General features: G+C 40.8%; 31 protein-coding genes. 24 read left to right on the top strand and 7 right to left on the bottom strand.

Annotation, left to right across the window (positions count from 1 at the left end):
- Nucleotides 1-22: 22 nt before the first annotated feature.
- Nucleotides 23-1,072 carry a YkvI family membrane protein gene (locus CSV80_RS04195; RefSeq protein ID WP_099669886.1) on the top strand — a complete coding sequence of 350 codons (1,050 nt, stop codon included), beginning with the start codon at nt 23-25 and terminating at the stop codon, nt 1,070-1,072.
- Between the two features lie 44 nt (nt 1,073-1,116).
- Here CSV80_RS04195 and hmpA read toward each other — a convergent pair whose 3' ends face one another.
- Nucleotides 1,117-2,328: an NO-inducible flavohemoprotein gene (hmpA, locus tag CSV80_RS04190; RefSeq protein WP_483315622.1), complete on the bottom strand. Its 1,212-nt coding sequence runs from the start codon at nt 2,326-2,328 to the stop codon at nt 1,117-1,119.
- 190 nt (nt 2,329-2,518) lie between these two features.
- Between hmpA and CSV80_RS04185 the strand changes: the two genes are divergently transcribed.
- Together CSV80_RS04185 and CSV80_RS04180 are read left to right on the top strand one after the other, a co-directional pair.
- Complete coding sequence (locus CSV80_RS04185) at nt 2,519-2,965, top strand: RrF2 family transcriptional regulator (RefSeq protein ID WP_029054765.1); 447 nt, start codon at nt 2,519-2,521, stop codon at nt 2,963-2,965.
- Between the two features lie 53 nt (nt 2,966-3,018).
- Nucleotides 3,019-3,945 (top strand): manganese-dependent inorganic pyrophosphatase, encoded by a 927-nt coding sequence (locus CSV80_RS04180; protein WP_099669884.1) that lies wholly within the window; start codon nt 3,019-3,021, stop codon nt 3,943-3,945.
- A 50-nt stretch (nt 3,946-3,995) separates the two neighbouring features.
- Here the strand turns inward: CSV80_RS04180 and CSV80_RS04175 are convergent, their stop codons facing one another.
- The gene (locus CSV80_RS04175; RefSeq protein WP_099669883.1) at nt 3,996-5,375 is read right to left on the bottom strand and encodes an FAD-dependent oxidoreductase; all 1,380 of its coding nucleotides are present in this window, start codon (nt 5,373-5,375) and stop codon (nt 3,996-3,998) included.
- Nucleotides 5,376-5,474: 99 nt separating this feature from the next.
- On the opposite strand from CSV80_RS04175, the gene CSV80_RS04170 reads away from it, so the two are divergent.
- Nucleotides 5,475-6,185: a DsbA family oxidoreductase gene (locus CSV80_RS04170; RefSeq protein ID WP_099669882.1), complete on the top strand. Its 711-nt coding sequence runs from the start codon at nt 5,475-5,477 to the stop codon at nt 6,183-6,185.
- A gap of 162 nt (nt 6,186-6,347) precedes the next feature.
- Here the strand turns inward: CSV80_RS04170 and CSV80_RS04165 are convergent, their stop codons facing one another.
- Nucleotides 6,348-6,857, bottom strand: a complete 510-nt coding sequence (locus CSV80_RS04165) for a YceI family protein (protein WP_099669881.1) — start codon at nt 6,855-6,857, stop codon at nt 6,348-6,350.
- Nucleotides 6,858-7,023: 166 nt separating this feature from the next.
- Here CSV80_RS04165 and murB point away from each other — a divergent pair, with 166 nt between their 5' ends.
- Nucleotides 7,024-7,944: a UDP-N-acetylmuramate dehydrogenase gene (murB, locus tag CSV80_RS04160; RefSeq protein ID WP_099669880.1), complete on the top strand. Its 921-nt coding sequence runs from the start codon at nt 7,024-7,026 to the stop codon at nt 7,942-7,944.
- A 245-nt stretch (nt 7,945-8,189) separates the two neighbouring features.
- On the opposite strand, the gene CSV80_RS04155 is transcribed toward murB, so the two are convergent.
- Complete coding sequence (locus CSV80_RS04155; RefSeq protein WP_099669879.1) at nt 8,190-8,864, bottom strand: adenine nucleotide alpha hydrolase family protein; 675 nt, start codon at nt 8,862-8,864, stop codon at nt 8,190-8,192.
- 295 nt (nt 8,865-9,159) lie between these two features.
- On the opposite strand from CSV80_RS04155, the gene CSV80_RS04150 reads away from it, so the two are divergent.
- The 9 genes from CSV80_RS04150 to CSV80_RS04110 all read left to right on the top strand — a co-directional run bounded on the left by CSV80_RS04150 (nt 9,160) and on the right by CSV80_RS04110 (nt 16,526).
- Nucleotides 9,160-11,574, top strand: coding sequence for a Na+/H+ antiporter subunit A (locus CSV80_RS04150; protein ID WP_199083926.1), 2,415 nt, complete (start codon nt 9,160-9,162; stop codon nt 11,572-11,574).
- Nucleotides 11,561-11,986 carry a Na(+)/H(+) antiporter subunit B gene (locus CSV80_RS04145; RefSeq protein WP_029054757.1) on the top strand — a complete coding sequence of 142 codons (426 nt, stop codon included), beginning with the start codon at nt 11,561-11,563 and terminating at the stop codon, nt 11,984-11,986. Before CSV80_RS04150 ends, CSV80_RS04145 begins: the two co-directional genes overlap by 14 nt.
- The gene (locus tag CSV80_RS04140; RefSeq protein ID WP_099669878.1) at nt 11,986-12,318 is read left to right on the top strand and encodes a Na(+)/H(+) antiporter subunit C; all 333 of its coding nucleotides are present in this window, start codon (nt 11,986-11,988) and stop codon (nt 12,316-12,318) included. Before CSV80_RS04145 ends, CSV80_RS04140 begins: the two co-directional genes overlap by 1 nt.
- Entirely contained in the window at nt 12,311-13,795 is a 1,485-nt protein-coding gene (locus CSV80_RS04135) for a Na+/H+ antiporter subunit D (RefSeq protein ID WP_099669877.1), read from the top strand. The genes CSV80_RS04140 and CSV80_RS04135 overlap by 8 nt, the downstream gene beginning before the upstream one ends.
- 15 nt (nt 13,796-13,810) lie before the next feature.
- Nucleotides 13,811-14,293 (top strand): Na+/H+ antiporter subunit E, encoded by a 483-nt coding sequence (locus CSV80_RS04130; protein ID WP_029054754.1) that lies wholly within the window; start codon nt 13,811-13,813, stop codon nt 14,291-14,293.
- Nucleotides 14,290-14,574, top strand: coding sequence for a Na(+)/H(+) antiporter subunit F1 (locus CSV80_RS04125; RefSeq protein ID WP_085427379.1), 285 nt, complete (start codon nt 14,290-14,292; stop codon nt 14,572-14,574). Before CSV80_RS04130 ends, CSV80_RS04125 begins: the two co-directional genes overlap by 4 nt.
- Nucleotides 14,552-14,920 carry a monovalent cation/H(+) antiporter subunit G gene (mnhG, locus tag CSV80_RS04120; RefSeq protein WP_099669876.1) on the top strand — a complete coding sequence of 123 codons (369 nt, stop codon included), beginning with the start codon at nt 14,552-14,554 and terminating at the stop codon, nt 14,918-14,920. Before CSV80_RS04125 ends, mnhG begins: the two co-directional genes overlap by 23 nt.
- 97 nt (nt 14,921-15,017) lie before the next feature.
- Nucleotides 15,018-15,380: an ArsR/SmtB family transcription factor gene (locus CSV80_RS04115; RefSeq protein ID WP_029054751.1), complete on the top strand. Its 363-nt coding sequence runs from the start codon at nt 15,018-15,020 to the stop codon at nt 15,378-15,380.
- A gap of 48 nt (nt 15,381-15,428) precedes the next feature.
- Nucleotides 15,429-16,526, top strand: a complete 1,098-nt coding sequence (locus tag CSV80_RS04110; protein ID WP_029054750.1) for a GNAT family N-acetyltransferase — start codon at nt 15,429-15,431, stop codon at nt 16,524-16,526.
- 31 nt (nt 16,527-16,557) lie between these two features.
- Here the strand turns inward: CSV80_RS04110 and CSV80_RS17290 are convergent, their stop codons facing one another.
- Nucleotides 16,558-16,713: a lmo0937 family membrane protein gene (locus CSV80_RS17290; RefSeq protein ID WP_143560424.1), complete on the bottom strand. Its 156-nt coding sequence runs from the start codon at nt 16,711-16,713 to the stop codon at nt 16,558-16,560.
- A gap of 119 nt (nt 16,714-16,832) precedes the next feature.
- Between CSV80_RS17290 and mntR the strand changes: the two genes are divergently transcribed.
- The 5 genes from mntR (at nt 16,833) to CSV80_RS04085 (ending at nt 20,022) form a co-directional block, all read left to right on the top strand.
- A complete protein-coding gene (mntR, locus tag CSV80_RS04105; RefSeq protein ID WP_029054749.1) occupies nt 16,833-17,240 on the top strand; it encodes a transcriptional regulator MntR in 408 nt (135 codons plus the stop codon).
- 15 nt (nt 17,241-17,255) lie between these two features.
- On the top strand, nt 17,256-18,110 hold the full coding sequence (locus CSV80_RS04100) for a CvfB family protein (RefSeq protein ID WP_099669875.1): 855 nt from the start codon (nt 17,256-17,258) through the stop codon (nt 18,108-18,110).
- Nucleotides 18,111-18,173: 63 nt separating this feature from the next.
- Nucleotides 18,174-19,061, top strand: a complete 888-nt coding sequence (locus tag CSV80_RS04095; RefSeq protein ID WP_099669874.1) for a DUF1002 domain-containing protein — start codon at nt 18,174-18,176, stop codon at nt 19,059-19,061.
- Nucleotides 19,062-19,152: 91 nt separating this feature from the next.
- A complete protein-coding gene (locus CSV80_RS04090; protein WP_099669993.1) occupies nt 19,153-19,434 on the top strand; it encodes a GNAT family N-acetyltransferase in 282 nt (93 codons plus the stop codon).
- A 114-nt stretch (nt 19,435-19,548) separates the two neighbouring features.
- On the top strand, nt 19,549-20,022 hold the full coding sequence (locus tag CSV80_RS04085; RefSeq protein ID WP_099669873.1) for a DUF4064 domain-containing protein: 474 nt from the start codon (nt 19,549-19,551) through the stop codon (nt 20,020-20,022).
- A 128-nt stretch (nt 20,023-20,150) separates the two neighbouring features.
- On the opposite strand, the gene CSV80_RS04080 is transcribed toward CSV80_RS04085, so the two are convergent.
- A complete protein-coding gene (locus CSV80_RS04080; RefSeq protein WP_051210596.1) occupies nt 20,151-20,648 on the bottom strand; it encodes a GNAT family N-acetyltransferase in 498 nt (165 codons plus the stop codon).
- A gap of 268 nt (nt 20,649-20,916) precedes the next feature.
- Here CSV80_RS04080 and CSV80_RS04075 point away from each other — a divergent pair, with 268 nt between their 5' ends.
- The 4 genes from CSV80_RS04075 (at nt 20,917) to CSV80_RS04060 (ending at nt 23,413) form a co-directional block, all read left to right on the top strand.
- Nucleotides 20,917-21,309, top strand: coding sequence for a hypothetical protein (locus tag CSV80_RS04075; RefSeq protein WP_233190851.1), 393 nt, complete (start codon nt 20,917-20,919; stop codon nt 21,307-21,309).
- 169 nt (nt 21,310-21,478) lie between these two features.
- Nucleotides 21,479-22,261 (top strand): helix-turn-helix domain-containing protein, encoded by a 783-nt coding sequence (locus CSV80_RS04070; RefSeq protein ID WP_158231858.1) that lies wholly within the window; start codon nt 21,479-21,481, stop codon nt 22,259-22,261.
- 57 nt (nt 22,262-22,318) lie between these two features.
- The gene (gene yidC / locus CSV80_RS04065) at nt 22,319-23,101 is read left to right on the top strand and encodes a membrane protein insertase YidC (RefSeq protein ID WP_099669870.1); all 783 of its coding nucleotides are present in this window, start codon (nt 22,319-22,321) and stop codon (nt 23,099-23,101) included.
- A 63-nt stretch (nt 23,102-23,164) separates the two neighbouring features.
- Nucleotides 23,165-23,413 carry a hypothetical protein gene (locus CSV80_RS04060; RefSeq protein ID WP_099669869.1) on the top strand — a complete coding sequence of 83 codons (249 nt, stop codon included), beginning with the start codon at nt 23,165-23,167 and terminating at the stop codon, nt 23,411-23,413.
- Nucleotides 23,414-23,436: 23 nt separating this feature from the next.
- Here CSV80_RS04060 and CSV80_RS04055 read toward each other — a convergent pair whose 3' ends face one another.
- Nucleotides 23,437-24,612, bottom strand: coding sequence for an MFS transporter (locus CSV80_RS04055; RefSeq protein ID WP_099669868.1), 1,176 nt, complete (start codon nt 24,610-24,612; stop codon nt 23,437-23,439).
- 172 nt (nt 24,613-24,784) lie between these two features.
- Here CSV80_RS04055 and CSV80_RS04050 point away from each other — a divergent pair, with 172 nt between their 5' ends.
- A complete protein-coding gene (locus tag CSV80_RS04050; protein WP_099669867.1) occupies nt 24,785-25,735 on the top strand; it encodes a M15 family metallopeptidase in 951 nt (316 codons plus the stop codon).
- Nucleotides 25,736-25,752 lie beyond the last annotated feature (17 nt).

Raw genomic sequence — 25,752 nt, 5'->3', positions numbered from 1 at the left:
ACAGAGAAGAATAGGGGAAATTATGAAGAAAATATTGAAAATGGGCAGTGCATTTATTGGAATTATCGTAGGGGCAGGATTTGCTTCCGGTAATGAAATTATGACGTATTTTACGAGTTTCGGTTACTTAGGCATGATTGGCGCAGTGATTTGTACGGCGCTGTTCGCTTACTTAGGAATGACATTAACGCGTCTTGGAAGTCGAATGCAAACACCTTCACACAAAGACGTGATCTACAAAATTAGTGGGCGCTATTTAGGTGTAATAGTGGATGGTATTATCATCTTTACACTATTTGGCGTGGGTGTGGTGATGCTGGCGGGTGCCGGTGCTAACTTACATCAGCAATTTGGCTTACCGACATTTGTAGGCAGTTTGCTTATGATGATTTTAGTGTTCTTGACGATATTACTAAACGTAGATAAAGTAGTTGCTGTAATAGGGAGTGTAACACCCTTTTTAATTATTACAGTAGTTGTCGTATCTGTTTACAGTATCGTCACGATGGATACAACATTTGCGGTTCTAGACCCTGTCGCACAAGCATTGCCTACGACATTGCCTAACTGGTTCATATCTGCCATTAACTATGTGTCATTTAATATTGCGGTAGGTGCTTCGATGGCAATTGTTATAGGGGGTGCGGAAAAAGATGAAAAGATTGCAGCACGAGGTGGATTCGTAGGTGGTCTTGGATTAGGCATTTTAATACTGTTAAGTCACTTGGCGATTTTTTCACAGGTGGAAAACGTAGCAGGAGCAGATTTGCCGATGCTTGCGATTATCAATAATATTTCACCGATCTTTGCAATCTTCATGGCAGTTATTTTATACGGTATGATCTTCAATACAGCGGTCAGTATGTTCTATGCGTTTGGTGCTCGATTCATCCAAAGTGGAACGATGAAATTTAAGTTATTCATAGCATTTTCATTAGTAATTGGCTATGCATTGAGCTTTTTTGGATTCACGAAATTGGTCAATACACTATATCCGGTCGTCGGTTATTTAGGTCTATTTTTAGTAGCTGCACTCATTATGTCTTCAATCCGTATGCCGAATAAAGTATAAAAATACCCCCGCGAATTATTCACATTCGTGGGGGTTGTTTATGGTTAAATAGATTGTAATTGAAGTGCTACAGCTGGGCCGAAGAATTCGAAGTGAATTTTATCTTCTGAAATACCCATTGCGTAAAGTTGTTGAAGAACGAACTCCATGAAACCAGTTGGTCCACATACATAGACATCACTGTCTGCAATAACGTTTTCTTCTAAGAACTCACGTGTGAACATGCCGTCTCCCTCTTCTGAATATAGAGCTTTGTACGTAGAGTTTGGCAGTTTTGCATTTATATGCTCTAATTTATTCGCAAATGCTTGTTGACTACGTGTACGTGCAGAGTGCAAGAATGCTACTTCACGTTCTGGAGACAAGTCTGCAATAGTTGAATACATAGCTTTCATTGGTGTAATACCAACCCCACCGCTGATTAAAGTAACAGGTGCTGTGCCAGTAGGATCTAAGTAGAAGTCGCCTGCTGGTGCACTTACTTCGATGATGTCGCCTACACTTGCATTTTCATGCAAGTAGCAAGAAACTACGCCGTTTGGTGTTAATGTATCTTCACGTTTAACTGAGATACGGAAAGTCTCGTCATTTGATTTTTGAGACAAGCTGTACTGACGGTTGACAATATTTTTTGCGCCTGGGATTTCCAAACGAATCGTAATGTATTGTCCCGGTAAATAGTATGGCAATTTTTTGCCATCAACAGGTTTTAAGTAGAATGAAGTAATGACATCACTTTCTTCTACTTTGTCGACGATCTCGAAGTCTTTGAATAAGTGCCATCCGCCATCGGCTTTTTCTGTATTCTCATACATATCTTTTTCTACACCGATGAATGCGCCAGCGATTACACCGTAAGCGGCTTCCCATGCATCCATAATTTCAGGAGTCGCTGCATCACCAAGTACTTCTTTAATAGCTTTTAACAGATACTCTCCGACAATTGGATAATGTTCCGGCAAGATTCCAAGAGATACGTGCTTGTGCGCGATTTGTACAACAACCGGTAGAATGGCTTCTAGGTTATCAATATGTTGCGCTGCAGCGTAGACTGTGTTTGCAAGAGCTGTCTGCTGACGGCCTTGCGACTGATTAGCGTGGTTGAATATATCTAGTAATTCCGGATGAGCCACGAACATATTTTTGTAAAACGCTGTAGTAATAGCTGTTCCGTGTTCCTCTAGTACTGGTACTGTGGATTTGATAACGTCGATAGTTTTTTGATCTAACATTGTGAATACACAACCTCTCCGTATTTGATATCTCTATCATAAATCATTTGGAATCTAAAAGATATATTTAAAATACATGTTTAAAAATAAAATGTGAATGTTGTCACATTCTATTCAAAAAGTAGCTAAGCTTATAAGTGTAACGCTCAGTGTCAATTAATGATTTTTCGATTGAAAATGCTATAATAAGGTGAGAGTAGAAAGTGGTGATATTATGCGTTTAACGATGTATACAGATTATTCGCTGCGTGTTCTGATTTTTTTAGCTTCCAAGCAATCGGATGAACTATCTACAGTTCAAGAAATCTCGGATGCTTATCAAATCTCGAAAAATCACCTCACCAAAATAGTCCATGAGTTAGGAAAGCTGGAACTGATTGTAACCACTCGCGGTCGTGGTGGTGGAATCCGTCTCAGTGTAGATCCACATAGCATAAATGTAGGCGAACTAGTTCGAAAAACAGAAGACGATTTTCACTTAGTCGAATGTTTTGATCCGAGTAAAAATATGTGTGTGTTGTCTCAAGCCTGCCAGCTAAGAGGTGTATTATACGAAGCGCTTCAAGCTTACTTTGAAGTGCTAGACCGTTACACGATTGCAGATTTCCTTCACAATAAGGAAGAAATACAATCTTTACTATTTCCCACTAGTCAATCTTGAATAGTGTGGTAGAATATAGTGAGTAAACATAGTGAAATAGGAGGAATTAAAAAATGTCAAAAGTGTTAGTCATTGGGCATAAAAACCCGGATACAGATTCCATTGCATCTGCGATTACGTATGCTTATCTTAAACAACAAATCGGAGTGGACGCAGAAGCCGTTCGTCTAGGTAATATTACAAAAGAAACAGCGTATGCGCTTGAAACTTTCGGTTTTGAAGCACCACGCTTAATTGAAAAAGCGGCACCTGAAACATCTCAAGTCATCTTAGTCGATCATAATGAGAAACAACAAAGTGTGGATGACTTGGATGATGTACACGTGTTGGAAGTGATTGATCATCACCGTATCGCGAACTTCCAGACAAACGATCCATTGTATTATCGTGCGGAGCCAGTAGGCTGTACGGCAACGATTTTGAACAAATTATTCAAAGAGCATGGCGTTGAAATTCCAAAGAACATTGCGGGCTTAATGCTTTCTGCGATCGTATCAGATTCATTATTATTCAAATCACCAACATTTACAGTTCAAGACCAGGCAGCAGCTGAAGAACTGGCTGCAATTGCAGAAGTAGATGCTGCTGTTTACGGTTTGAACATGTTGAAAGCTGGAGCGGACTTAAGCTCGGTATCTGTAAAGGATTTAGCTAATCTGGATTCGAAGGAATTTATTTTCGGCGATGTGAAAATGGTAATTGCACAAGTAAATGCAGTAGACTTGCAAGATATCCTTGGCCGACAAGATGAACTGGAAGCGGAATTAAATAATGTAATCAAGCAAAAAGAGCTAGACTTATTCCTGTTTGTTGTGACGGATATCATCAATAGCGATTCCGTAATCATTGCACTCGGAAAAGAAGCTGAACGTGCAGGATCTGCATTTAATGTAGCGTTCAATAATAATTCGGCTTTGTTAAAAGGTATCGTTTCACGTAAGAAGCAAATTGTACCTGTATTGACTGAAGCACTTTCATAAACACCAGACTGTCACGGAAATCGGTTGCCCGATCTTCTGTGACAGTTTTTTTATCCTAAATCTAGGGGTTGTGTGGCAGGACCTTCCAACACGGTTCCATCTGCACGAAAACGGGATCCGTGACATGGACAGTCCCACGTTTGGTCTCCTTTATTCCAGCGGGTACGGCACCCCATATGCGTACAGATAGGCGAGTCGGTCCGGGCGATATGTCCTCCGGCAAATTCCTTTACGGTACGTCCAGCTAATAGTAGAGCACGGCTGGATAAAGAGCCGAAATCTGTTCTGCTAGGAGAAAATAATTCGCTTGCGGCATTCGATCGACCGACAATCGCATCCGAGATGATTCCTGCGCAAGCTAAGGAATTAGATAGTCCCCATTTCCGATAGCCTGTACTAATATAGACGTCTGGCGACGAGTTTGAAATAGCTCCTGCAAAAGGCACCAAATCAGGTGTGGACGGATCCTGAGCCGACCATTTGTAGACAACATCGGGATGCCCCAATGTCGTTTTAATATCCTCTGTCAAGCTGTCGTAATGTAGTTGTGTTTCTTTTTCCGAGCCGGCAGGATGAGATTGAGCGCATAGTAATAAGTAAGACTGGTCATCGATTGTCGCTGTCCGTATCGAGCGCTTCGGCTCATCTACCGAGATAAATTGATGATCAAATGGAGTCTCCGTTTTTGCCGCAGCAATATAGGAGCGCTCGACGTCCAGTTTAAGAATTTGCATGCCTTCTAGGGCCTCAATTGGATAATGTGAGCAGATAACTAGTTGTCGATAACTGACTACTTTAGATGAAGAGAGTTTGACAAAATGACGATCAGTATCCAATGCCGCTACTTGTGCATGTTCAAAGATGCGTGCACCTTCTTTCACAGCGAGCTGTGCTAATCGTTGTCCAAAACGCACTGGATGAATTTGTGCTTCGTCTTCAATCAGTAAAGTATGGGCTGTTTCAAAAGGTAAGTAGGATGCACTGCCCGCAAGTATAAAAGGAATTCCAATCGCTTCATATGCCTTTTTCTCTGCCAGTAATCGTTCTGTACCTTCTGCCGTTTGGGAATATAGCGCGGAGTGTGCGGTTTGCAGCTGGTCTGCCTCCGCAATGGATCGCGCAAATTCAACAGCTTGTTCATTTACATCGAAATATTGTTTTGCGCTCTCCACACCAAACTGTTCAATCATGTCCGCATATACCAAGTCATGTTGGGCAGTTAATTTACCTGTAGAATTTCCGGTTGCTCCATGCAATAAACTATTTTTCTCAAGCAACACAACGCTCTTTCCTTGCTTAGCCAAAAAATAAGCATTTGCTATCCCACTCAGTCCGCCTCCTATGATTAATACATCGCAAGTTACATCATCATCTACTGTTGGATAGGTAGACTTCGGATAAGCGGTGGCAAGCCATAGAGATTCATTCATTCCGACACCTCATTCTGTAAAATTATATAATCCAAGCATTAACATTGTTGCCAACTTTACTTGAATCTAAAATAGAGAATAGAAAGGTGGGGCAAAAAAATGAAAATTGAAGTATGGTCAGATTATGTTTGTCCGTTTTGCTATATTGGAAAAAGACGTTTAGAGCATGCCTTGAAACAATTAGGGCTTGAAGAAAAGCCGGAGGTTATATTCAAGGCGTATCAGCTAGATCCGAATACACCAGTAGCTTCAGACCAATCGGTAGTGGAAAGGTTAGCAGGAAAGTACAATGTCAGCAAAACAGAAGCGAAAAACATGCTGAATAATATAGAAGAGCAAGCAAAATCGGTTGATCTTCACTATCAAGTGGATAAAATGAGAACTTCTAATACGCTGGATGCACATCGTCTAGCGAAATTCGCAGAGAAGCACGGGGTGGAAAAGGAAGTAACAGAGCGTCTCTTGCATGGCTACTTCGTGGAGGGAGAGCGCATTGATACGGAAGAAGTACTCGTAGCGATCGCGACAGAAGCTGGATTAGATGCAAACAAAACTAGAGAGATGCTTCATAGTAATAATCTCGAGGATGAAGTAAAAAATGATATCAAAGAAGCGCAGGAAATTGGTGTCCAAGGCGTGCCATTCTTCGTAATTAATCGTAAATATGCTATAAGTGGAGCGCAGCCTACAGAAGCATTTGTTGAAGCGCTTGAAAAAATAGCTGAAGAAGAGGGTATGGCCAAACCTAAGTTACAAGTACTTGGTACAAATGATGGTGGGCAGTGTGATGATGAGACTTGTGATATCTAAATAATAAAAAAATAAGCTGTTTTATAGGACTGAAGAGCACTCTATAGAATTACGAGGCGTTTCGTCTTCAGTCTTTTTTATTTTATTTTGAAACAGTACGTTAGTGAATTGTTAATAGGACACTTTCGTTACGAATGTCAATTCACGATGCTCCCGTTATTTTTAACCTTTGCAAATTACAACCGACATCTTAATATCTATCACCTCTCCAACCATCACACCGCCAGCTTCGATTGCCCGATTCCACATTAATCCGAAATCTTTTCGTTTGATCTCGCCCTCAACAAAATATGTAGCTCCGAATACAGTCACTTCTTGAGGCGTGATGCAAAATATTGCTCTTTTGGTCGTATGTTTAACAGTCAAGTCTCCGGACATTTGATATCTACCGTCTGTATCGTTATAAATTGCACGAGAAGAGAATGTCATTTCAGGGAAAGTTTCAGCATCAAAAAAGTCCACCGAGCATAGATGTAGATCACGGTCTCTATTCTTTGTCTGGATTGAAGCGACGATTACTTGAAAACTAATCTTGGTTTTCGTCAGATCGGCTATGTTTCCTTGTAGTTCTCCTGAAAATTTTTCAAACGTTCCGGTGACAGTTGATACCATCATATGTGGAACGGAAAAGCCGACAGTGGACGCACTCGGATCTACCTTCCATGTATTCACTTTCACTCCTCCTAATGGGAATTTAGTTAGCTAAACTGTAATTGAAAAAACGTTGAAAGTCAAAATGAAAAACCTTGTCAAAAGAACGGATTGCAAGCATACTAATAGATGGATAAGATTGTTTCCGTAAAACTGGGGACACGTATACTGAAAGGACTTGATGTAGATGTCAAAACATCGATGGTTTGAAGATCTTCAAAAGAATATACAAAGCGGTTGGTTATTACTTGATGAGCCACTAAACAAATATACGAAAACACGTCTGGGTGGTAAAGCGGATGTTGTCGCGGCGCCTGGCACAATAGAAGAAGTGCAAGCGGTTGTTAGCTATGCTTTTACTAATGAAATTCCGATTTTATTACTGGGGAACGGTTCGAATATGGTCGTTCGTGACGGTGGTGTTCGTGGAATTGTAATGTATATGGCAAACCTCAACAATATTAAGATTGATGGTAATAGAATGATAGCGGAAGCTGGAGCGAATATTATCGACGCTTCCAAAGAAGCAGCAATAGCTTGTTTAACTGGTCTGGAGTTTGCTTGTGGAATACCGGGTTCAATTGGCGGTGCAATGGCAATGAACGCTGGAGCGTACGGTGGAGAAATTAAAGATATTATTCATCATGCGACTGTAATGGATGCTACTGGAAAAATTTTCGTGCTTTCAAAAGATGAGTTAGAACTAGGATATCGTAAAAGCATTATTACTACAGAAGGCTACTATGTCCTATCTGCAGAATTCTGGCTCACTCAAGGTGAACAGTGTGATATCGATGCGGCAGTTGCCGACTTAACGTTCCAACGTGAATCCAAACAGCCACTTGAATATCCATCGGCAGGTAGTGTGTTCAAACGTCCACCTGGCTATTTCGCTGGAAAATTAATCCAAGATAGCGGCTTGCAGGGTAAAGGGTTTGGTGGAGCAGAAGTGTCTACTAAACACGCGGGGTTCATCGTCAATAAAAATAATGCCACGGCGGCAGATTATATTCAGACGATTGAGATGGTCAAAGCGGAAGTGAAGAAGAATTTCGGTATTGATCTGGAGATGGAAGTGAAGATTGTAGGGGAAGAACTTTCTGAATAACAGAGGCGATAGGAGTTGTCTGCGAAGTCATTATTTTAATGACCTCTCGGGATAACTCTTTTTTTGATATGAAAAGTTGGATATAGAGGCTGGCAGGGTGTTGTGGATGAGGATTGGCGCTACGGAGGGGACGCTTTCATTCCCCTCGTACTTACCACTTAACTCCCACTGTATAAATTCTTGGATCTTGAACTTGCATCCATACAAAAAGAGAGATGCCCCATTCCGGGACATCTCTCGTAGTGTTAATTTTGTATCTTGCATTGAATCTTGCTTGAGTCGAGCACTTGGTCGTCTTCTATTTGCACTTGGCATATCTTACTATTCTGCATGAACTTAAAAACCCCGTTGTTGAAGTCAGTCCCAATTTCTTTAAAGAAGATTCCTTCATATTGGGCGTGCTTCGAAAGCGTGAAGTTGATACGGAAGGTATCTCCATCTGGAATTAAATACGCGCGTACGCCTTTTTCAAACGATCCTTCTGTCTCACTCTTTATCGCCCGATCAACTGACACGACATGGAAATCAACAAATGGAATTTCTCTCAACAAGACGTTCATGAAAGAGCCTTTTGTTATTTCCTCCCAGCGACTTTGCGCGGTTTGTCCGATGATGATTTGTGTAATGCCGTATTGGTGAGCCACTTCTTTAATCACTTTTGCGGTTGGGCGCTTTTCATCGTCGCGAATAATGAACGCTTCCACGTCTAATTCTTCCGCAAGCTCTTTCCAACGATCAATATACTCAGACTTATCCACGTCGAAATCATCGAGTGGCGCAGGATCAACGGTCAAGATATAGAGCGGACAATCCATGATGGTTGCAATTTTATATCCTCTATTAATGAGACGTTCACCATTTGGACCGTAATACACACAAACGAGAATTCCCTCGTCCATACGGCTTTTCATTTTGCCCATAATGACTCATCACCTCTTCGAATTCTATGAACTATTACTAACTGGTTCAAACTTCAGGGGAATGCTTTCCGCTGCAATTCCGCCAGAGAACCTCATCCTATATAGGATTACGAACTTGGCCTTACAGTATGCTGACCGCGCTTTTTATGCGGTTTTTGATAAAGTAGTGTATACTTTCGAGTAGAGATTGTACTCTACGCTTAGAGTCCCATTATGCATAACGTACTGTATACAGTCAAGAGGCTCTACGCATTCTATTGACACTTATAATCAATTGATTCTGGGAGGTGTTAGATTGATAACCGTCTTACTAGCAATATTCATTCCTTTTATAGCCGCGTGTTTAGTTCCGTTCATACACAAAATTTTGACTGGAAGACGGATTGGCTGGTTTGTGATTACCATTCCACTGTTCTTGTTTATCTTACTGATTCGTCTTGTTCCTTCGCTTTCGAATGGGGCGTCTTATTTATATACGTTTCCTTGGATACCTTCTGCAGATGTCTATTTTTCCACACATTTAGATGGATTGAGTATGATTTTTGCGTTGCTGATCACGGGAATCGGTAGTTTAGTTGTATTGTATTCAATCTACTACCTTTCTGAACGGGAAGCGATTGGTCGATTTTATACATATTTACTATTGTTCATGGGGGCTATGCTTGGTGTTGTATTATCCGATAACCTAATCGTCCTGTATGTATTCTGGGAATTGACGAGTATTTCTTCCTTCTTACTAATTGCTTTCTGGTATCACCGAAAACAGTCAAGATACGGAGCGAAGAAATCGATGTTGATTACCGTCACAGGCGGTATTTTCATGTTAGTTGGATTTTTAATGCTTTATACAATAACAGGAACGTTCAATTTACAGGAACTAATTTCTATGCGGGAAGTGATTGCAGCGGATTCACTGTTCATACCTGCCATGTTGCTTGTTTTGATTGGCGCGTTCACTAAGTCTGCACAGTTTCCATTCCATATTTGGCTACCTGACGCAATGGAAGCACCTACGCCTGTTAGTGCCTACTTACACTCCGCCACGATGGTTAAAGCGGGTATTTATTTAGTTGCGCGGTTTACCCCAGTCTTCGCAGGTGATATCACATGGTTTTATGTCGTATCTTGTGTAGGGTTACTGACGATGTTGTGGGGATCGGTTAACGCGGTGAAGCAAACGGATTTGAAAGCGTTGCTCGCGTTCTCTACAGTGAGTCAACTGGGAATGATCATGAGCCTGCTTGGTATCGGCTCATTAGCATTTGCTTCTTCTGAAAGTACACAGATTGCGTTATTTACCGCCGCTACATTCGCTGCATTATTTCATTTGATTAACCATTCTACCTTTAAAGGATCTTTATTTATGGTCGTCGGTATTTTAGATCACGAGCTAGGAACACGTAATATTAAACGACTTGGTGGCTTGGCAACGATCATGCCTATCACATTTACCATTGCACTGATTGGCAGTTTTTCCATGGCAGGACTGCCGCCATTCAACGGCTTCTTAAGTAAAGAATTATTTTTTGAAGCAATGCTATCATTAAAAGAAGCCAATCTTTTATCAATGGATTCGTTGGTCTTATTGTTCCCAATTATCGCGTGGATCGGCAGTATATTCACATTCATTTATTGTATGATCATCGTGTTTCAGACGTTTTTCGGTAAAGTACACGCACCGGCTCCTGGACAACGACCTGCTCATGAAGCGCCGATTCAAATGTTAATCTCACCTATGGTACTTGGTAGTCTAGTTGTACTTATTTTCATCTTCCCGAATCTGCTCGGTACGTATATTTTAGGGCCAGCAATGAATGCGGTATATCCGCTATTTGAGGGGATGCCTGGACTAGTACCGGAAATACACGTGTGGCATGGTTGGGAGATGCCAATCTTCATGACCATCGGTGTAATTATCATGGGAATCTTATTATATGGTTTATTGCGTTACTGGAAATGGATTTACAGTGTAGGCTTTTTACAATGGACGCTTGATCGCTTATATAATGCATTGTTACAGCGAATAGAACGTGTAGCTTCTGTTGTGACGAAAACATATATGACCGGATCGGTACGAGATTATGTTGCGTATATCATGTTGTTTTTCATTGCGCTTGTCGGAATAGGCTTGCTAGGTTTCCAGCAGTTCATTTTCGACTTCTCAGATGATGCCGTAATTGAGATCAATGAAAGTATTATTATATTCGTGATGATGTGTTCCAGTGTAGCGATCTTATTTGCTAAATCTAGGATTACTGCCATTATTCTTAATGGAGTACTGGGCTATTCAATCGCCATTCTATTTGTCGTATTCCGTGCGCCGGATCTGGCGTTGACGCAAATAATTGTCGAGACGGTTACAACGGTGCTGTTTTTACTGTGCTTCTACTATTTACCGGAGTGGAAAAACGAGTATAAGTCCGTTTCTATGCGAATACGCAATGGACTGATCGCGGTTGCATCCGGGGTGGCTGTTACCGTTATCGCTTTGCTCGTGCAAGGCCATTCCATGTATCCGTCTATTTCTATCTATTATGAGACAGCGTCACGGCTGGCAGGCGGTTTGAATGTAGTAAATACAATACTCGGTGACTTCCGTGCATTCGATACGATGCTTGAAGTATTGGTATTGTTCATCGCAGGTCTTGGCGTCTATTCATTAGTCAAGCTGCGTCGCAAGAAGGGAGTGGATCACTCTGAAGAAAAATGATGTGATCTTACAGACGGTGACGAAGATTGTGTTTTTCATCATCTTGACGTTTGGTGTGGAGCTGTTTATATCGGGACATAATAATCCGGGGGGCGGCTTCATTGGCGGACTTGTACTCTCTTCTGCGTTTGTATTATTGTATTTAGTTTATGACATAGAAACGGTTCACCGGGGAACGCCGTTTGATTTTAAGCGCGTGGCGGCACTTGGCGTGTTGCTTGCGGTAGGTACCGGAATGTTGTCAATATTGTTTGGTGAGTCCTTTCTTTCACAGACGACTTGGCTTGTAGATTTACCGGTTTTTGGTGAAACAGAACTTGGAACGATGACGATTTTCGAAGCAGGAGTCGCACTGACTGTCCTCGGTGTTGTCGTGACGATTATTTTGGGAATCAGTGAGGATGTGGAATAATGGAGACATTAATTACCCTTCTGGTTGGTGTGCTAGTGGCAGTAGGCGTTTATTTACTCTTATCAAAAGAGATGTTGCGAATTATTTTAGGGACAGCAATCCTGTCGCATGCCATTCATTTATTATTATTGACGATGGGCGGATTGAAAAAAGGCGATGTGCCTTTGCTTACGGAGACAGCTGCGGAATATACAGACGCCCTCCCGCAAGCACTTATTCTGACGGCGATTGTCATCAGCTTCGCGGTGACGGCATTTTTAATCGTATTATCTTACCGTGTGTACCAAGAGTCTAGCCGTGGACCTAGATTGCGAGGGCGACAAGATGAATAATATATTGGTATTGCCTATGATCCTGCCTGTTTTGGTAGGTGTGATTTTAGTATTCTTACGTCCATATATTCGCGTGCAGCGTGTGCTTAGTGTACTGACGACGATGGCTTCTGCTGCTGTAGCTGCTTATTGTCTCCATCACATTCATCTAAATGGCATCATGCGCTTAGACTTTGGAGATTGGTTACCACCGCACGGTATTTTGTTTGTGGGCGATTCATTCGCGATGTTACTAGTACTGGTTGCATGCGCCGTTTCCAGTATTATTTTGCTATATGCATTCGCTACGACAGGGATTGAGACAGAGACGATGTTCTTCTATCCATTCTTCCTGTTTTTAGTAGCAGGAGTCAATGGTTCATTTCTGACTGGCGATTTATTTAACCTATTTGTTTGTTTTGAAGTCATGTTACTAGCTTCCTATGTGCTGCTGACTCTTGGAGGACGCAAAACACAGTTAAAGGAAGGTATTACGTATGTATTAATTAATGTATTAGCATCTTGGTTCTTTTTATTGGGCATCGCGTATATATACGGTGTACTGGGTACGTTAAACATGGCACATATCGCTGTACGTGTAGCAGAAACGGGACAAGGACCGCTACTGACGTTGATCGCAATTATTTTCTTGATTGTCTTTAGTTTGAAAGCGGGCTTACTACTTTATTTCTGGTTGCCAGGTTCTTATTCAGCACCACCTACTGCGGTCGCTGCATTGTTTGGCGCATTACTGACGAAAGTCGGTATTTATGCGCTGTATCGCATGTTTACATTAATATTTATACATGATCCAGTTATTTATAAAATCATTGGCGTGCTAGCCATTGTCACAATGGTTGCGGGTTGTCTCGGAGCTATAGCCTATTCAGATATACGTCAGATTGTCTCGTATAATGTCATCATTTCCGTTGGCTTTGTGTTGACAGGTCTGGCAATTGCTACGAATATTGCTTTCCAAGGTGCGAGCTATTATTTGATTCACGACATGATTAGTAAGGCATTGCTGTTTCTATTGGCAGGGACTGTCGTATATTTGACGGGACGTTCGAAGTTCAATGAGATCAGCGGCCTGATCCGAAACTATCCGCTAGTCGGTTGGTTATTTTTCTTGACGATGCTTGCAATTGCCGGAATTCCGCCATTCAGCGGATTTATTGGAAAAGTATATATAGGGTTAGGTGCAATTGAGACGGGATCTTACGTGTTGCTCGCTGTGTCGTTTTTATCAAGTATTGGCGTATTATATTCACTTCTTCGTGTTTTCCTCAATAGTTTTTGGGGAGAAACGATAATTAGTGAAGATGATCAGGAGCCATTTCAAAAGAAAATCGGATTTCCACTCGTATTGCTTGCGGTACTCATAGTTGGATTAGGTATAGGTGCAGAACTGCTGTCACCTTATATTCAGGATGCAGCAGATACATTAGCAGATCCCAAACAGTATATACGCGCTGTGATAGGCGACGATTTAGAATAGGGAGGGAGAGACGACATGCCATTACAGCTTCTGCTGAATTTATTCATCGCCTTTTTATGGATGACACTGATTGATGAAGATGAACTATTATTCACAACATTTTTCATGGGATTTTTAGTCGGACTCGGCATTATATTTGTCATGAGCCGTTTTTTCGATACGCATTTCTATTTACGCAGAGTATATGCTTCCTGCAAGCTCTTGTTAATCTTTATCAGGGAACTGACGCAGTCGAGCATTGTGGTCATCTCCCAAATCGTGCGGCCTACACTGCGTATCAAGCCGGGAATCTTTAAATACGAGACTATCTTGACGAGTGATGTGGAAGTGACCATGCTGTCTATGCTACTTACCTTAACACCAGGATCGGTCGTGATGGAAGTATCCGCTGAGGGCAATGAGCTATATATTCACGCAATGGACGTCGAAGAATCGCGCGACGGATTGATTAAGCAATTGAAGAATTTTGAGAAAGCGATCATGGAGGTGACACGATGATAGCAGGTATGCTGACAATATCGGTCATACTATTCGCATTGACTATTTTGGTGGCCGTCATCCGAATTATCCTAGGTCCTTCGCTTCCAGATCGTGTCGTGGCACTCGATGTAATCGGAGTAAATTTAATCGCTACAATTGCCGTCGTGTCGGTGATTTTAAATACAAAAGCATTTTTGGAAGCGATCTTGATTCTTGGTATTCTTTCTTTTATTGGGACGATCGCATTTTCCAAATTTATCGAGAGGGGGAAAATAGTTGAACGTAAGCGAGATTGGTGAATTTGTAGGAGCTTTATTAATTTTGACAGGTGCTATTGCAAGTATCTTGAGTGTCTTTGGATTAATCCGCTTACCGGATGTCTACACTCGGTCACACGCTGCGACGAAAAGTTCGACACTAGCAGTATTATTGACACTATCCGGCGCGTTCCTCTATTTTCTATTCACCGAAAACTTTATCAGTGTACGGTTGCTTCTCGGTATTGGCTTTGTTTTTTTGACAGCACCAGTTGCTGGCCATGTGATTATCCGTGCTGCTTATCGATCGAAAGTGAAGCTAGCCGATATTTCTACGGAAGATGAATTATATGAAAAAATTCACGGGAAACCTACAGATAAAATGTAGCAATGGTTGATTCAAATGAACATTAGAGTCAATTGATTTTTCAACTTCTTATCTATATAATTACCGTAATCTATAGTCGAATGAATGGGGTGAGAAAGTGGTAAATCAAGATGCTTGTGAAGTAACAATAGTGCACGAAGATGTAGTTCGTAAAATTCGGAAAGAGCTTCCTGATGTAACGGAGATGGTACAAATATTCAAAGCATTGGCTGATGAAACACGTTTACGAATTGCTTATTCACTAACATTGGAATCGGAAATGTGCGTCTGTGATGTAGCGGCAGTGATTCAATCTTCATCCGCTACCGCTTCCCATCATCTACGTTACTTGCGGGATCATTCATTAGCTAAATCAGAAAGACGTGGCAAAATGGTATACTACTCTTTAGCAGACGAACATGTTGCGGACTTAGTGAAAATTGCATACGAACATGCAATTGAAGCACAGCAAAAGATGTAATATCACGTGAGGCGCTTGCATACAGGCAGACATGATGGAGGAGTTTTAATGCGCTTACAAGAATGGACGATAGAAGAACAAGATTTGCTTATTCAGTTTATGACGACAAACTCATGGCCTTATCACGATAGTAGTCAGCCAGGTCGCGAATTGCTTGAAAAGTCGATTGAAGAAGGCGGTTATGCATCGGATGATGTAAAGACGTTCTGGATCGAGAATAGTGAAAACGAAAAAGTGGGAATCGTAAAAGTCTATGATTTACAAGAAGATGTCCCATTATTTGACTTGCGGATTGCCGATGATTTCAGGGGTTATGGTTATGGTTCGCGGGCGCTAAAAAAACTTACGCAATACGTGTTTGAATTACCGGAGCATAAAATTCGTATAGAAGGACATACGCGTCACGACAATGCAGCCATGCGTAAAGCTTTCGAGCGAGCTGGTTTTGTAAAGGAAGCGCATTTGCGCCAAGCGTGGTTCCTTCCAAAAGAAAATACGTATTATGATGCGGTAACATATGGAATGACGAGAGAAGATTATGAGGCGGGTACGACAACGCCTGTGCACTGGGAAGATCGGGAACGTTATGTAAAGAGCATACCTGGTTTCAAAGAGCAGCTACAATCTGAACGGCTACATATTCGAGCGCCTGAATTAAATGACTCGATGGATGTTTGGGGTGCGGTATCACATTCAATGCCTACGTTGCGAAAGTGGACTGGATGGGCGCAGAAGGAAATAACAATCGAATCAACAGAAGAATATGTTCGTCAATCAGTTTCGGAATTCATCGGCAGAAAATCTTTGAACTTTCATCTGTTTTTAAAAGAAACAGGTGAATTTATTGGTTGCGCTGGTTTCCATCGTATCGATTGGAACATTCGTAAATTTGAAGTAGAGTATTGGCTGGACACGAAGTTTGAAGGCGAAGGCTATATGACAGAAGCGATCAAAGAGCTTGTGAAGTTTGCATTTACAGATCTATCGGCTACGCGGGTAGAATTTCTTTGTGACGAGAATCACAGTAAAGGTCGTGCAGTTGCAAAACGAACAAGTTTTGAACTGGAAGGGATTTTACGTAAAAATGCTCCTTCTGCGAATGGGCAAGACTTACGCAACACATGTGTGTATGCGATCGTTACCTAATTACAAAAGGAGCAATATAAACTAGTTTTCACTATATCGAACGTCTACCAGTTATTAATTGAATGACAAAGATAATGCCGGCAATTACTAAAAGTGTGTGGATTAAGCCACCGCCAATATTTGCTACTAAACCAATTACCCATAATGCTATTAGAACTACAATAACAAGCCATAATATACGACCCATAGCGAATCAACTCCTTTTCATTATTATCTGCTATGTAAGTAATTTACCCATGCTTTCAAATCTTAAACTTTAAAGATAGTAATTCGTAGATGTTGACTGTCAAATGAGGAGGCGATAGTTTGGCTACACCGAGTATGGAAGATTATATTGAACAAATTTATTTACAATTAGAAGCGAGAGGTGAAGCGCGTGTGTCCGACGTGGCAGAGGCACTTTCTGTGCTTCCTTCATCTGTAACTAAAATGGCTCAGCGTCTGGATCGTGAAGGCTATGTGCACTATGAGCGATACCGGGGGTTGGCATTAACAGACCGTGGTTTGCGTTTTGGTAAAAAACTTGTGCATCGCCATGAATTACTAGAGCAATTTCTGCGTATCATTGGTGTGGAAGAAGAAAATATCTACGGAGACGTAGAAGGGATTGAACATCACCTAAGTTGGAATGCGATGGATCGTATTACTGATCTAGTGGAGACGCTTGAGTCTGATCCTGAATTCGTAAAAAAATTAAAAAGTAAAGCACTCTAGAAAGGATTATCTTATATGACATTATTACAACCAGGTACACTCGCAACACTTGAAATTCTTCGCAAAGAAGGGTCACGCTTTGTATTGGACGCTGCCGGAGAAGAAATCTATATGAATGAATCTGAAGCACCGGATGCACAAGAACAATCGACAATCGAAGTTTTTCTTTACATCAATAGAAGGGGTGAGCTGACAGGCACTGCACAAATACCGTCAGTAACCGTTCATTCATTCGGCTGGGCAAAAGTGATACGTTTGGAAAGAAGTGAAGGGGCCTATGTAGATATCGGCGCATCCTTTGAAGTGCTGATCAATCGGGCGGACTTCCCACAAATTAAAGAATTATGGCCGCAACCAGGCGATGAGCTGTATATGACGCTTCGTTCAGATCCAGGCGGCAACTTGTTCGGACGTCTAGTGATTGAAGAAAGAATCCAGGAGCACTATACAATGGCGGAAACAGATATGTACAATCAGAATGTCAAAGCAAGAGCGTATCGCCTGCTACCCATCGGTACATTTTTATTGACTGAAGACATCCAACGTATTTTCGTCCACGAAACAGAGCGTAAAGCAGAGCCAAGATTGGGTGAAGAAGTAGATGTTCGTATCATTGAAGTCCATGATGACGGCACGATGAACGGCTCGTTATTGCCAAGAAAGCAAGATCGTTTACAGTCAGATGGCGAACAGATTTTAGCCTATTTAGAACAGTCAGGCGGTAAAATGCCGTTTACTGATAAATCCACTCCTGAAGAAATTGATGAAATGTTCCAGATGAGTAAGGGCGCTTTCAAACGGGCACTTGGCACGTTGATGAGAGAACGGAGAATTACACAACAAGACGGTTGGACAACTCTTATATTATAATAAACGCAACTTTTCTATGAACCTCAACGTATCTATACATATAGAACAAGGAGGAGTGACTGTATGAAAAAAGGATTAGCCTCTCTATTGGCTTTTATGATGATGGTTGCAATTATAGCGCCATCTGCAGTATCAGCAGATGAAGTCATCAATGAAAAGCTTGGAGTTCCGATTGTAGTATATGGTTCAAATTTATCGGATAGTGAAAAAGCGAGTGTGAAAGAAAGTCTAAAAGTAGCTGAGGAAGCTGAAGTGGAAGAGCTATCAGTAGACGGCAATGATTTAATCAAATATATCCCTGGCGGCGACCGAAATGCCCGAATGTATTCTTCGGCTAAAATCACTAGACAAGAAGAAGGTGAAGGTCTTGTCATCAATATTGTGACACCGGATCATATCACACAAGTTACGGCGGACATGTATGCAACTGCTATGATGACAGCAGGTATTGAAGACGCCGTCGTTGAAGTGGCGGCACCCAAGAAAGTAACAGGTCACTCAGCTCTCGTTGGAATCTACAAAGCGTATGAAGTGTCGGGAGAGGTTCTCGATACCGAGCGTACGGATGTAGCAAATGATGAATTGAGTCTGGCAACGAGGCTTTCAGAAAAAGCAGGCGTTGATCAAGACGAAGTAGCTAAATTGCTGACAGAAATCAAAAAACAGATCTCTGAACAAAAGCCTGCGACAAAGGAAGACGTAGAACAGATCGTCCATGATCAATTGCAAAAATTCAATATAGAGTTAAATGAAGCAGATCGTCAATTGTTAATTGACCTAATGGATCGGATCTCGAAACTGGATATTGATTTCACGAAGCTTAATGAACAACTGTCCGACATGGCATCGAAAATTAAAGAAAAATTAGGCGATATAGATCCAAGTTTCTGGGAAAAGGTAAAAGAGTTTTTCAGAAATATGGCAGATTCACTTAAATCTTTGTTTAGTTAAGTAGTCATTGTGGTACGTTATAGTTTAGAAGTATAACTATAAAGGAGAGATATGCATGGGTGAAAACAAAGACACAGAACAGCGCGAAGGAATGGATTTTGAGCTTGTTGATCTAGGTGGAACGAAGTATGCGTATCAGTATAAAGTGGCGGGAGATGTAAAGGCAGAAATCGAGTGGACTGAAGAAAATGGGGTCATGACGATGACACATACCTATACAGACGATTCGTTGCGTGGCCAAGGAGTCGCAAAAAAGCTACTTGACCAAGCAGCTGAAAATGCACGTGAAAAAGGATTAAAGATGAAAGCGGTCTGTTCATATGTAGTGAATGCGTTCGACCGAAGTGATGATTATAACGATGTAAAAGCATAAGTCGTATGATGGAACGGGTACGTTCTAGATGTTCCACATCACTTTTTGAAACTTTTCTCAACTCCTTGCGTATAGGTAATAGAGAAATAAACTAGCAGAAGAGGATGACGTGGAATGATTAATCGTACAGCAGAGCGTGTGCTTGGAATCATATCAGCCATTTTATTGGCGCTTGGTGTGATCGGTTCCGCCCTCGTAGCATTCATTTGGAATATGGCAAGTACGGATCCAACGTTCATGGATGAATTCCGTGAAGGCATTGTAAGTGAGGGTGTATTAAACACAGAAGAAATAGACATGTTCATGTCGTTCATGGGCTCTTTTTCGACTATCATTTGGATCTTGGTTGCTGTAGCTTTCATAGGCTTGGTATTGAATATTATTGGTCTAGTAAAAGTTTGGAACAATAAGAGTCCAAAAACTGCCGGTATATTATTCATCATTGCCGGCCTGCTAGGTGGAATCCTATCCTTGGCATCCATCTTACTCTACATTGCAGCCATCCTTTGCTTCACAAAGAAGCCGCCAATGGCTCCAGGACCTTCACCTGATGAGTACATTTCAACGCAGTCCAATTGGATGAGCTAAATAGCTGTAAACACGCAAAGACCCTTTTCCTAAAGAAAAGGGTCTTTGCTAGTAGATCGGTATTCACACTATATTACACAAAATAATCTACTTGATTAACGGTGTAAGTACAATTCTGGCTTTTTATTTCATGTATGTGCATGCTGTGTAATAGGCAATGTATAATGAAGAGTATTTACGGAAATGCCTTCGAACAACTCGGAGAACGATTCTACAAAACTAAATCCTTGTTTTGCATAGAAGTCTTGGAGCGTCATATCATTCTGGTCTACATAAACATCCACGTTTACGGCATCCTGCAACGTAGCCAATGCTGCTTTCAATAACGCATCTTCGTATCCGCAGTTCAGATGTGTTGGGAGCATATGAAGTGCCGTTACTTCACTTTCGCCATCCACATCAATCGGTGTATAGCTTAAATATCCTACAGGATTTTCTTGCTCATCTAACGCAAGTAAAACCATTGTTTTTTCCAGTTGTTTCTTCAACATTAAATCAGAATAGGTTCGCTCGATAAATGTCTCGATCACGTCTGCGGGTATATGTTTTGAAAATGTATGCTGCCAAGCAGTAAGGGCAATCTCTTGAACATCTTGAATATCTTCTACTGTCATTTTACGAATCATAGTGATCTCACCTCTAGTTCTCTTTCTACATAGTATAACAAAATACACTTTGCAAAACTACTATGCGCCGAAAACGAAAATTACTACGTAGGCGATTGAAAAGTAGTAAAGTATGCATTAAGCATAAACAGTAAATAAAATAGTACATTTAAATTAACAATTACTAAGTAACTAACTGAACTGAAAACGTTTGAAAGTAAGACTACGGGGTATATTAAGCAGTAGATAGAAAAACGCTACAATTACATTACGACGGAGGATGGTAAATATGGCTAAAAAATCAAATGGTTTATTATTTGCGACACTTGCTGCAGGAGCTTACGCTTTCTTTAGCAAAAAAGAAAATCGAGATAAGGCAATGGAAACAGTAGGTGTGTTGAAGGAAAAGGTAGACACATTTGTTAATAACAATAAATTAGTTGACCAAGCGACTGAAAAAGTAGGACATTCAGATCCGACAGATTTACGAGATAACAACATGGTATCCGAGGGAGCACAGACAAGTGTTCATTATTATAACCAAGCAGTACAGGATCCAGATAAAAAGGCTGTTGAAAAAGATGGCCTTTATAAGAAAAATGAAGACAAGAGCGATAATAAGCCACTATATAACAAGGACGAAACAACTAAGGAAGCGGAAAAAGACAATAAATCTAACTAAATCTAAACACAATAAAATACTAAAAGCGCCTCTTTTTAAGGGGCGCTTTAATATATATATAGCGTTAAATACATAAGGGGTAGATAATCCTGGGGAATAAGGTAAAATAATGTACATATAGTAATGCGTCTTGCGTAGTCATATATATAGAATGAGTGGAGGGATACTCATGACTGGCAAGATAACAGAAGCCTCTAGTTTGGACTTGATCAGTGTTATTGACAAAGAGGGAAATACAGAGCGAGCGAAGTTGTTTTTTTACCTGGAGCAACAATTTCTCCTACAGATCTTTAATTTGGAGCTAGGTAGCGCACGCTCTACGCTTAAGGAAATTCAGGGAGTTTTGTATGAGTATAAACCTAGATACTCATTCGAAGTCATAAAATACTATTTCATTACCCTCTCTTCCATCATGACAAGACGATTACAGAAAGCATCTATTTGTACTGAAGAAAATGCCTTGAGATTTAATGTAGCTTGTATAGAAATGATCCATACCAATTTACATACAGAAAACGTAAAGGAAATCGGAGATGAATTAGTCGAGTTCTACTACTATATCCTCAAGGGAAAAGTAAAACCTTCCCTTTCACATGAAACGGTCAATGAAGTGATTCAGTACATAAATGAAAACGTTGAAAAGCCATTAATCGTTGAAGAAATTGCCAAACAGTTCAATGTTAGTACTAGCCACCTTTCTCGCATATTCCGAGAACATACATCTGTTACGTTGGTGGAATATATTACCATTCGGAAAATAGAAGAAATACAATTTTATTTACGTTTTTCTAATTTAAAAATTGCAGAAATTGCAGAGAGATTTCATTTCTGTAACCAAAGTTACTTTACACGTGTGTTTAAAAAGTATACGGGCTTAACACCTCGACGCTTTCAGAAGGATTTGGACGGAAATTACTTTCGTTTTACTATAAAAAAAGGTGATTCGCTGTAAATTTATCGCTGTTTGCTGTATACTTTTCTTTAGTTTGAGATAGCGTAGGTGAAACCATTGAAGAAAAGAATAGGGCTCGTGAGTTTATTGGCAATTACTGCTGTGTTTTTGAGCGGTTGTTCCGGTGTGGAAAACAAAACAGGTATTTTCTACAGTACCTTTGTAAAACCGATGGATTGGCTACTTCATTATCTAGGAGAAGCTTTTAATGGTAATTATGGTTTTGCGATCGTACTGATAACTGTAGCGATTCGTATAGTTTTGATGCCGTTGATGTTAAAAAACTATAAATCTCAACAAGAGATGAAGGTAAAGATGGATGGATTGCGACCAGAAATGGAAGATATCCAAAAGCGTATGAAAGCATCGAAGGAATCTCAGGATAAAGAAGAGCAAATGAAGTTGCAGCAGGAAATGATGGGACTGTATTCTAAACATGGTGTCAATCCATTAAATATGGGTTGTTTACCGCTTGTAATTCAAATGCCAATCATTATGGGCTTGTACTTTGCTATCCTTTATGCACCACCTGAAGTGAAAGATCATGAATTCTTATGGTTTAAACTCGGTGAACCGGATATTATTATGATGTTAGTAGCCGGAGCTGTATACTTTGTCCAAGCGCGCGTGTCATTGTGGACAATGCCTGAACAGCAACAGAAACAGATGAAGTTATTCATTTACATGTCACCTATTATGATTATGTTCATTTCGTATACTGTAATGGCTGCTTTGCCACTGTATTGGGCAGTGGGAGGATTACTGTTAATCTTCCAAACGTATCTTGGACGTAAATTTTACTTTAAACATGTTGAACCACCAGTCGCGGAAGAAAAGTAAGGTACTGAGAAAGCTGGTGCATACCAGCTTTTTTTGTTGCCAACAATGGAGAGGAAGAGTCACATGAAATTGAAATGGATCATGGGCTTGGCAATTACAGCTTCTGCAGCAGCAGCGTTGTATTTTATCATCAAGTTAAATTTAGAATTCGCCATTCTGTTCATGCTGATCATGTTTACCTTTACTAATGCCGCACGAACTATTATGTATAGAAATCAAGGTCTGATGCGTGAAGCGAAATGGATGCTTTGGATGGCATTATTTTTCGGGGTAGGTTCACTTGGAGCATTAGCGTACATCTTACTGTTTTAACAAAAAGAAAGGCCGCTCTGGAATTAGCGGCCTTTCTTTTTTTCGATTTCGTGAGAAATAAGCTGCTTTGTCCAAAAAAGTAAAATTAGTGCACCAGTGGAACAAACCGCCATACTTAAAAATGCCAAGCGCGGGGACTGGTCGTATAAATATCCAGCAGGGAATGTCAGAAGTGCAGTGCTCAAACTCAACGCTACTGCTGCATAGACACCTTGCGCAGAAGAAATGAGATGATGTGGTACACTTTTTGATATGTATTGAATGAATGCAAAATGTGCCATGCCGAAAGATAGGGAGTGGAGAATCTGTGTTACGATAAATACACTAGTTATAGGGAAGAGGAAGATGGAAATCCAACGAATGGTAGAACCGGTTGCCGCTACTATGAATAGAGTCGACGTTTTGGCTCCTGAAAGCAACCGGTCTGCCTGCGTGAAAAATATGATTTCAAACAGTACAGCGATATTAAGGATCACCCCGACATAAAAACCGTTGATTTCCATCTCATCCAAAAAAATAAAACCATAGTTATAATAAGAAGCATGCGAGCCTTGAAGTAATATCGCAATACATAGCACGATGACAAAAGGTTTATTCGCAAACAAAGCCCGCAATTGACCCTTTTGGGCAACCGAACCTGTAACGGGGTGCTGTTGTAACACGGCTGGAGCAGATTGGAAGAAAAATATCAATCCCACACCGAGACCGATAATCATTATATACAAAATCGCTTGTTCATTCCAGATTGCCGTTACCGTACCGATCAATAGTAAGGCGACAGTGTAGCCGATTGAACCGAATGAGCGACTCTTACCATAATGGATTCGCTCATGTTGCATCAATAATGAAGCGCCACTCTCAGCGCTTGGGAGAATGATAGGATATATGGCACTGAATAAAACCGTCAATACAAATAGGATCCCAAAGGAACTTTCCGGAATATAAGCAAGCGCGAGAATGAAGGATAAAAAAGTAGTCCAACGTATAACGCGCAGAAGTGATATTTTTCGTGTAGCGTACGGAAATAGAAAAAACGTTGAAAAAGACCTAGCGATCATACCAACACCCATTATGATGCTAGCCTGTGTCACGGATAGACCTTTTGATGAAGTCAACCAACCTGTCCAATAAGGTAAGAAGATGCCCCATGTAAAGAAAAATACGAAAAAGCTCATCGAGAGCCAACGTTGATTATTCAAATGCAAGACCTCACAATAATGACTGAATCTTAAGTTACGTAAATACTAGCATAAACAGACGTAAAAGAAAAATGGTGATACACTAGAATACGTAGTTTAAAACAGAACGTAAAATGTATATAAAAGAGAGTAGCAATATAATAAGCGAGTCAGAAAGAAAGCAGGGTATAGCATGAGAAATAAAAAGGATGAATCGTTTGCCAGAAAGCGCAGACGGAATAATAAATGGATAGATGGAGTTATTGTTCTACTCTTTATTATCCTTGTGGGCAGTGTGATATGGATCGGAACGAACGGGTGGAGTATGCAAAAGGCCGTTGACACTATTCGAAATGAAGCAGACCCGACTGCTGACTTTGAAGAAATAGAAAAGCCTTCGGATTCAGATAGTGCGGATACAACAGAACGTAGTGAAGAAAACACATCCTCATCTGACGTTTCAAGTGAAGAGCGACTTCGAGAGGTAGAAAAACCATTAATTGAAGACGAACAGGAGGAAGAGACAGTACAAGAAGAAAAGTCTCAAGGGAAAGCAGTGCCGCCAAATTCAGTGAAACCTTCTAATCCTACTAGCTATATAAAAGGACAAAAATTACCTGAAGAACCGAAGCTTATTCAAGGTATATTGCTAGTCAATAAACAATACCCTTTGCCGGAGGACTATGCACCTGGAGAAAGCGAAGAAGCGAGAGAAGCGTTCAATGAATTAGCAGCATCGGCCGTTACATCGGGCATTAATTTGCAAGCATTCAGTACGTATCGTTCGTACGACTATCAAGTCACCTTATATAACCGATACGTGGAAAGAGACGGGCAAGAAGCGGCTGATCGTTATAGTGCGCGTCCTGGTTACTCAGAGCATCAAACTGGTCTTGCATTTGATATCGGCGAAGTTAATCATGAAAAACATTGGGCGTCGAATTCATTCGGTGATACTGAAGCAGCTAAGTGGCTTGCTGCCAATGCCCATCAATACGGATTTATCCTTCGTTACCCTGAAGGAAAAGAAGATAAGACTGGGTATATGCATGAATCTTGGCATTATCGTTATGTAGGAAAAGATAAGGCAGAACACATATTTAAACAAAATATTACTTTAGAAGAGTATTTAGGTGTACGATAAAAACGGTCGACAGAAGA

The organism is Sporosarcina sp. P12(2017) (assembly GCF_002743035.1).
In the GTDB taxonomy this organism is placed as follows: domain Bacteria; phylum Bacillota; class Bacilli; order Bacillales_A; family Planococcaceae; genus Sporosarcina; species Sporosarcina ureae.
The sequence above is the reverse complement of the archived record's forward strand: the minus strand, read 5'-3'. Positions and strand labels throughout refer to the sequence as shown.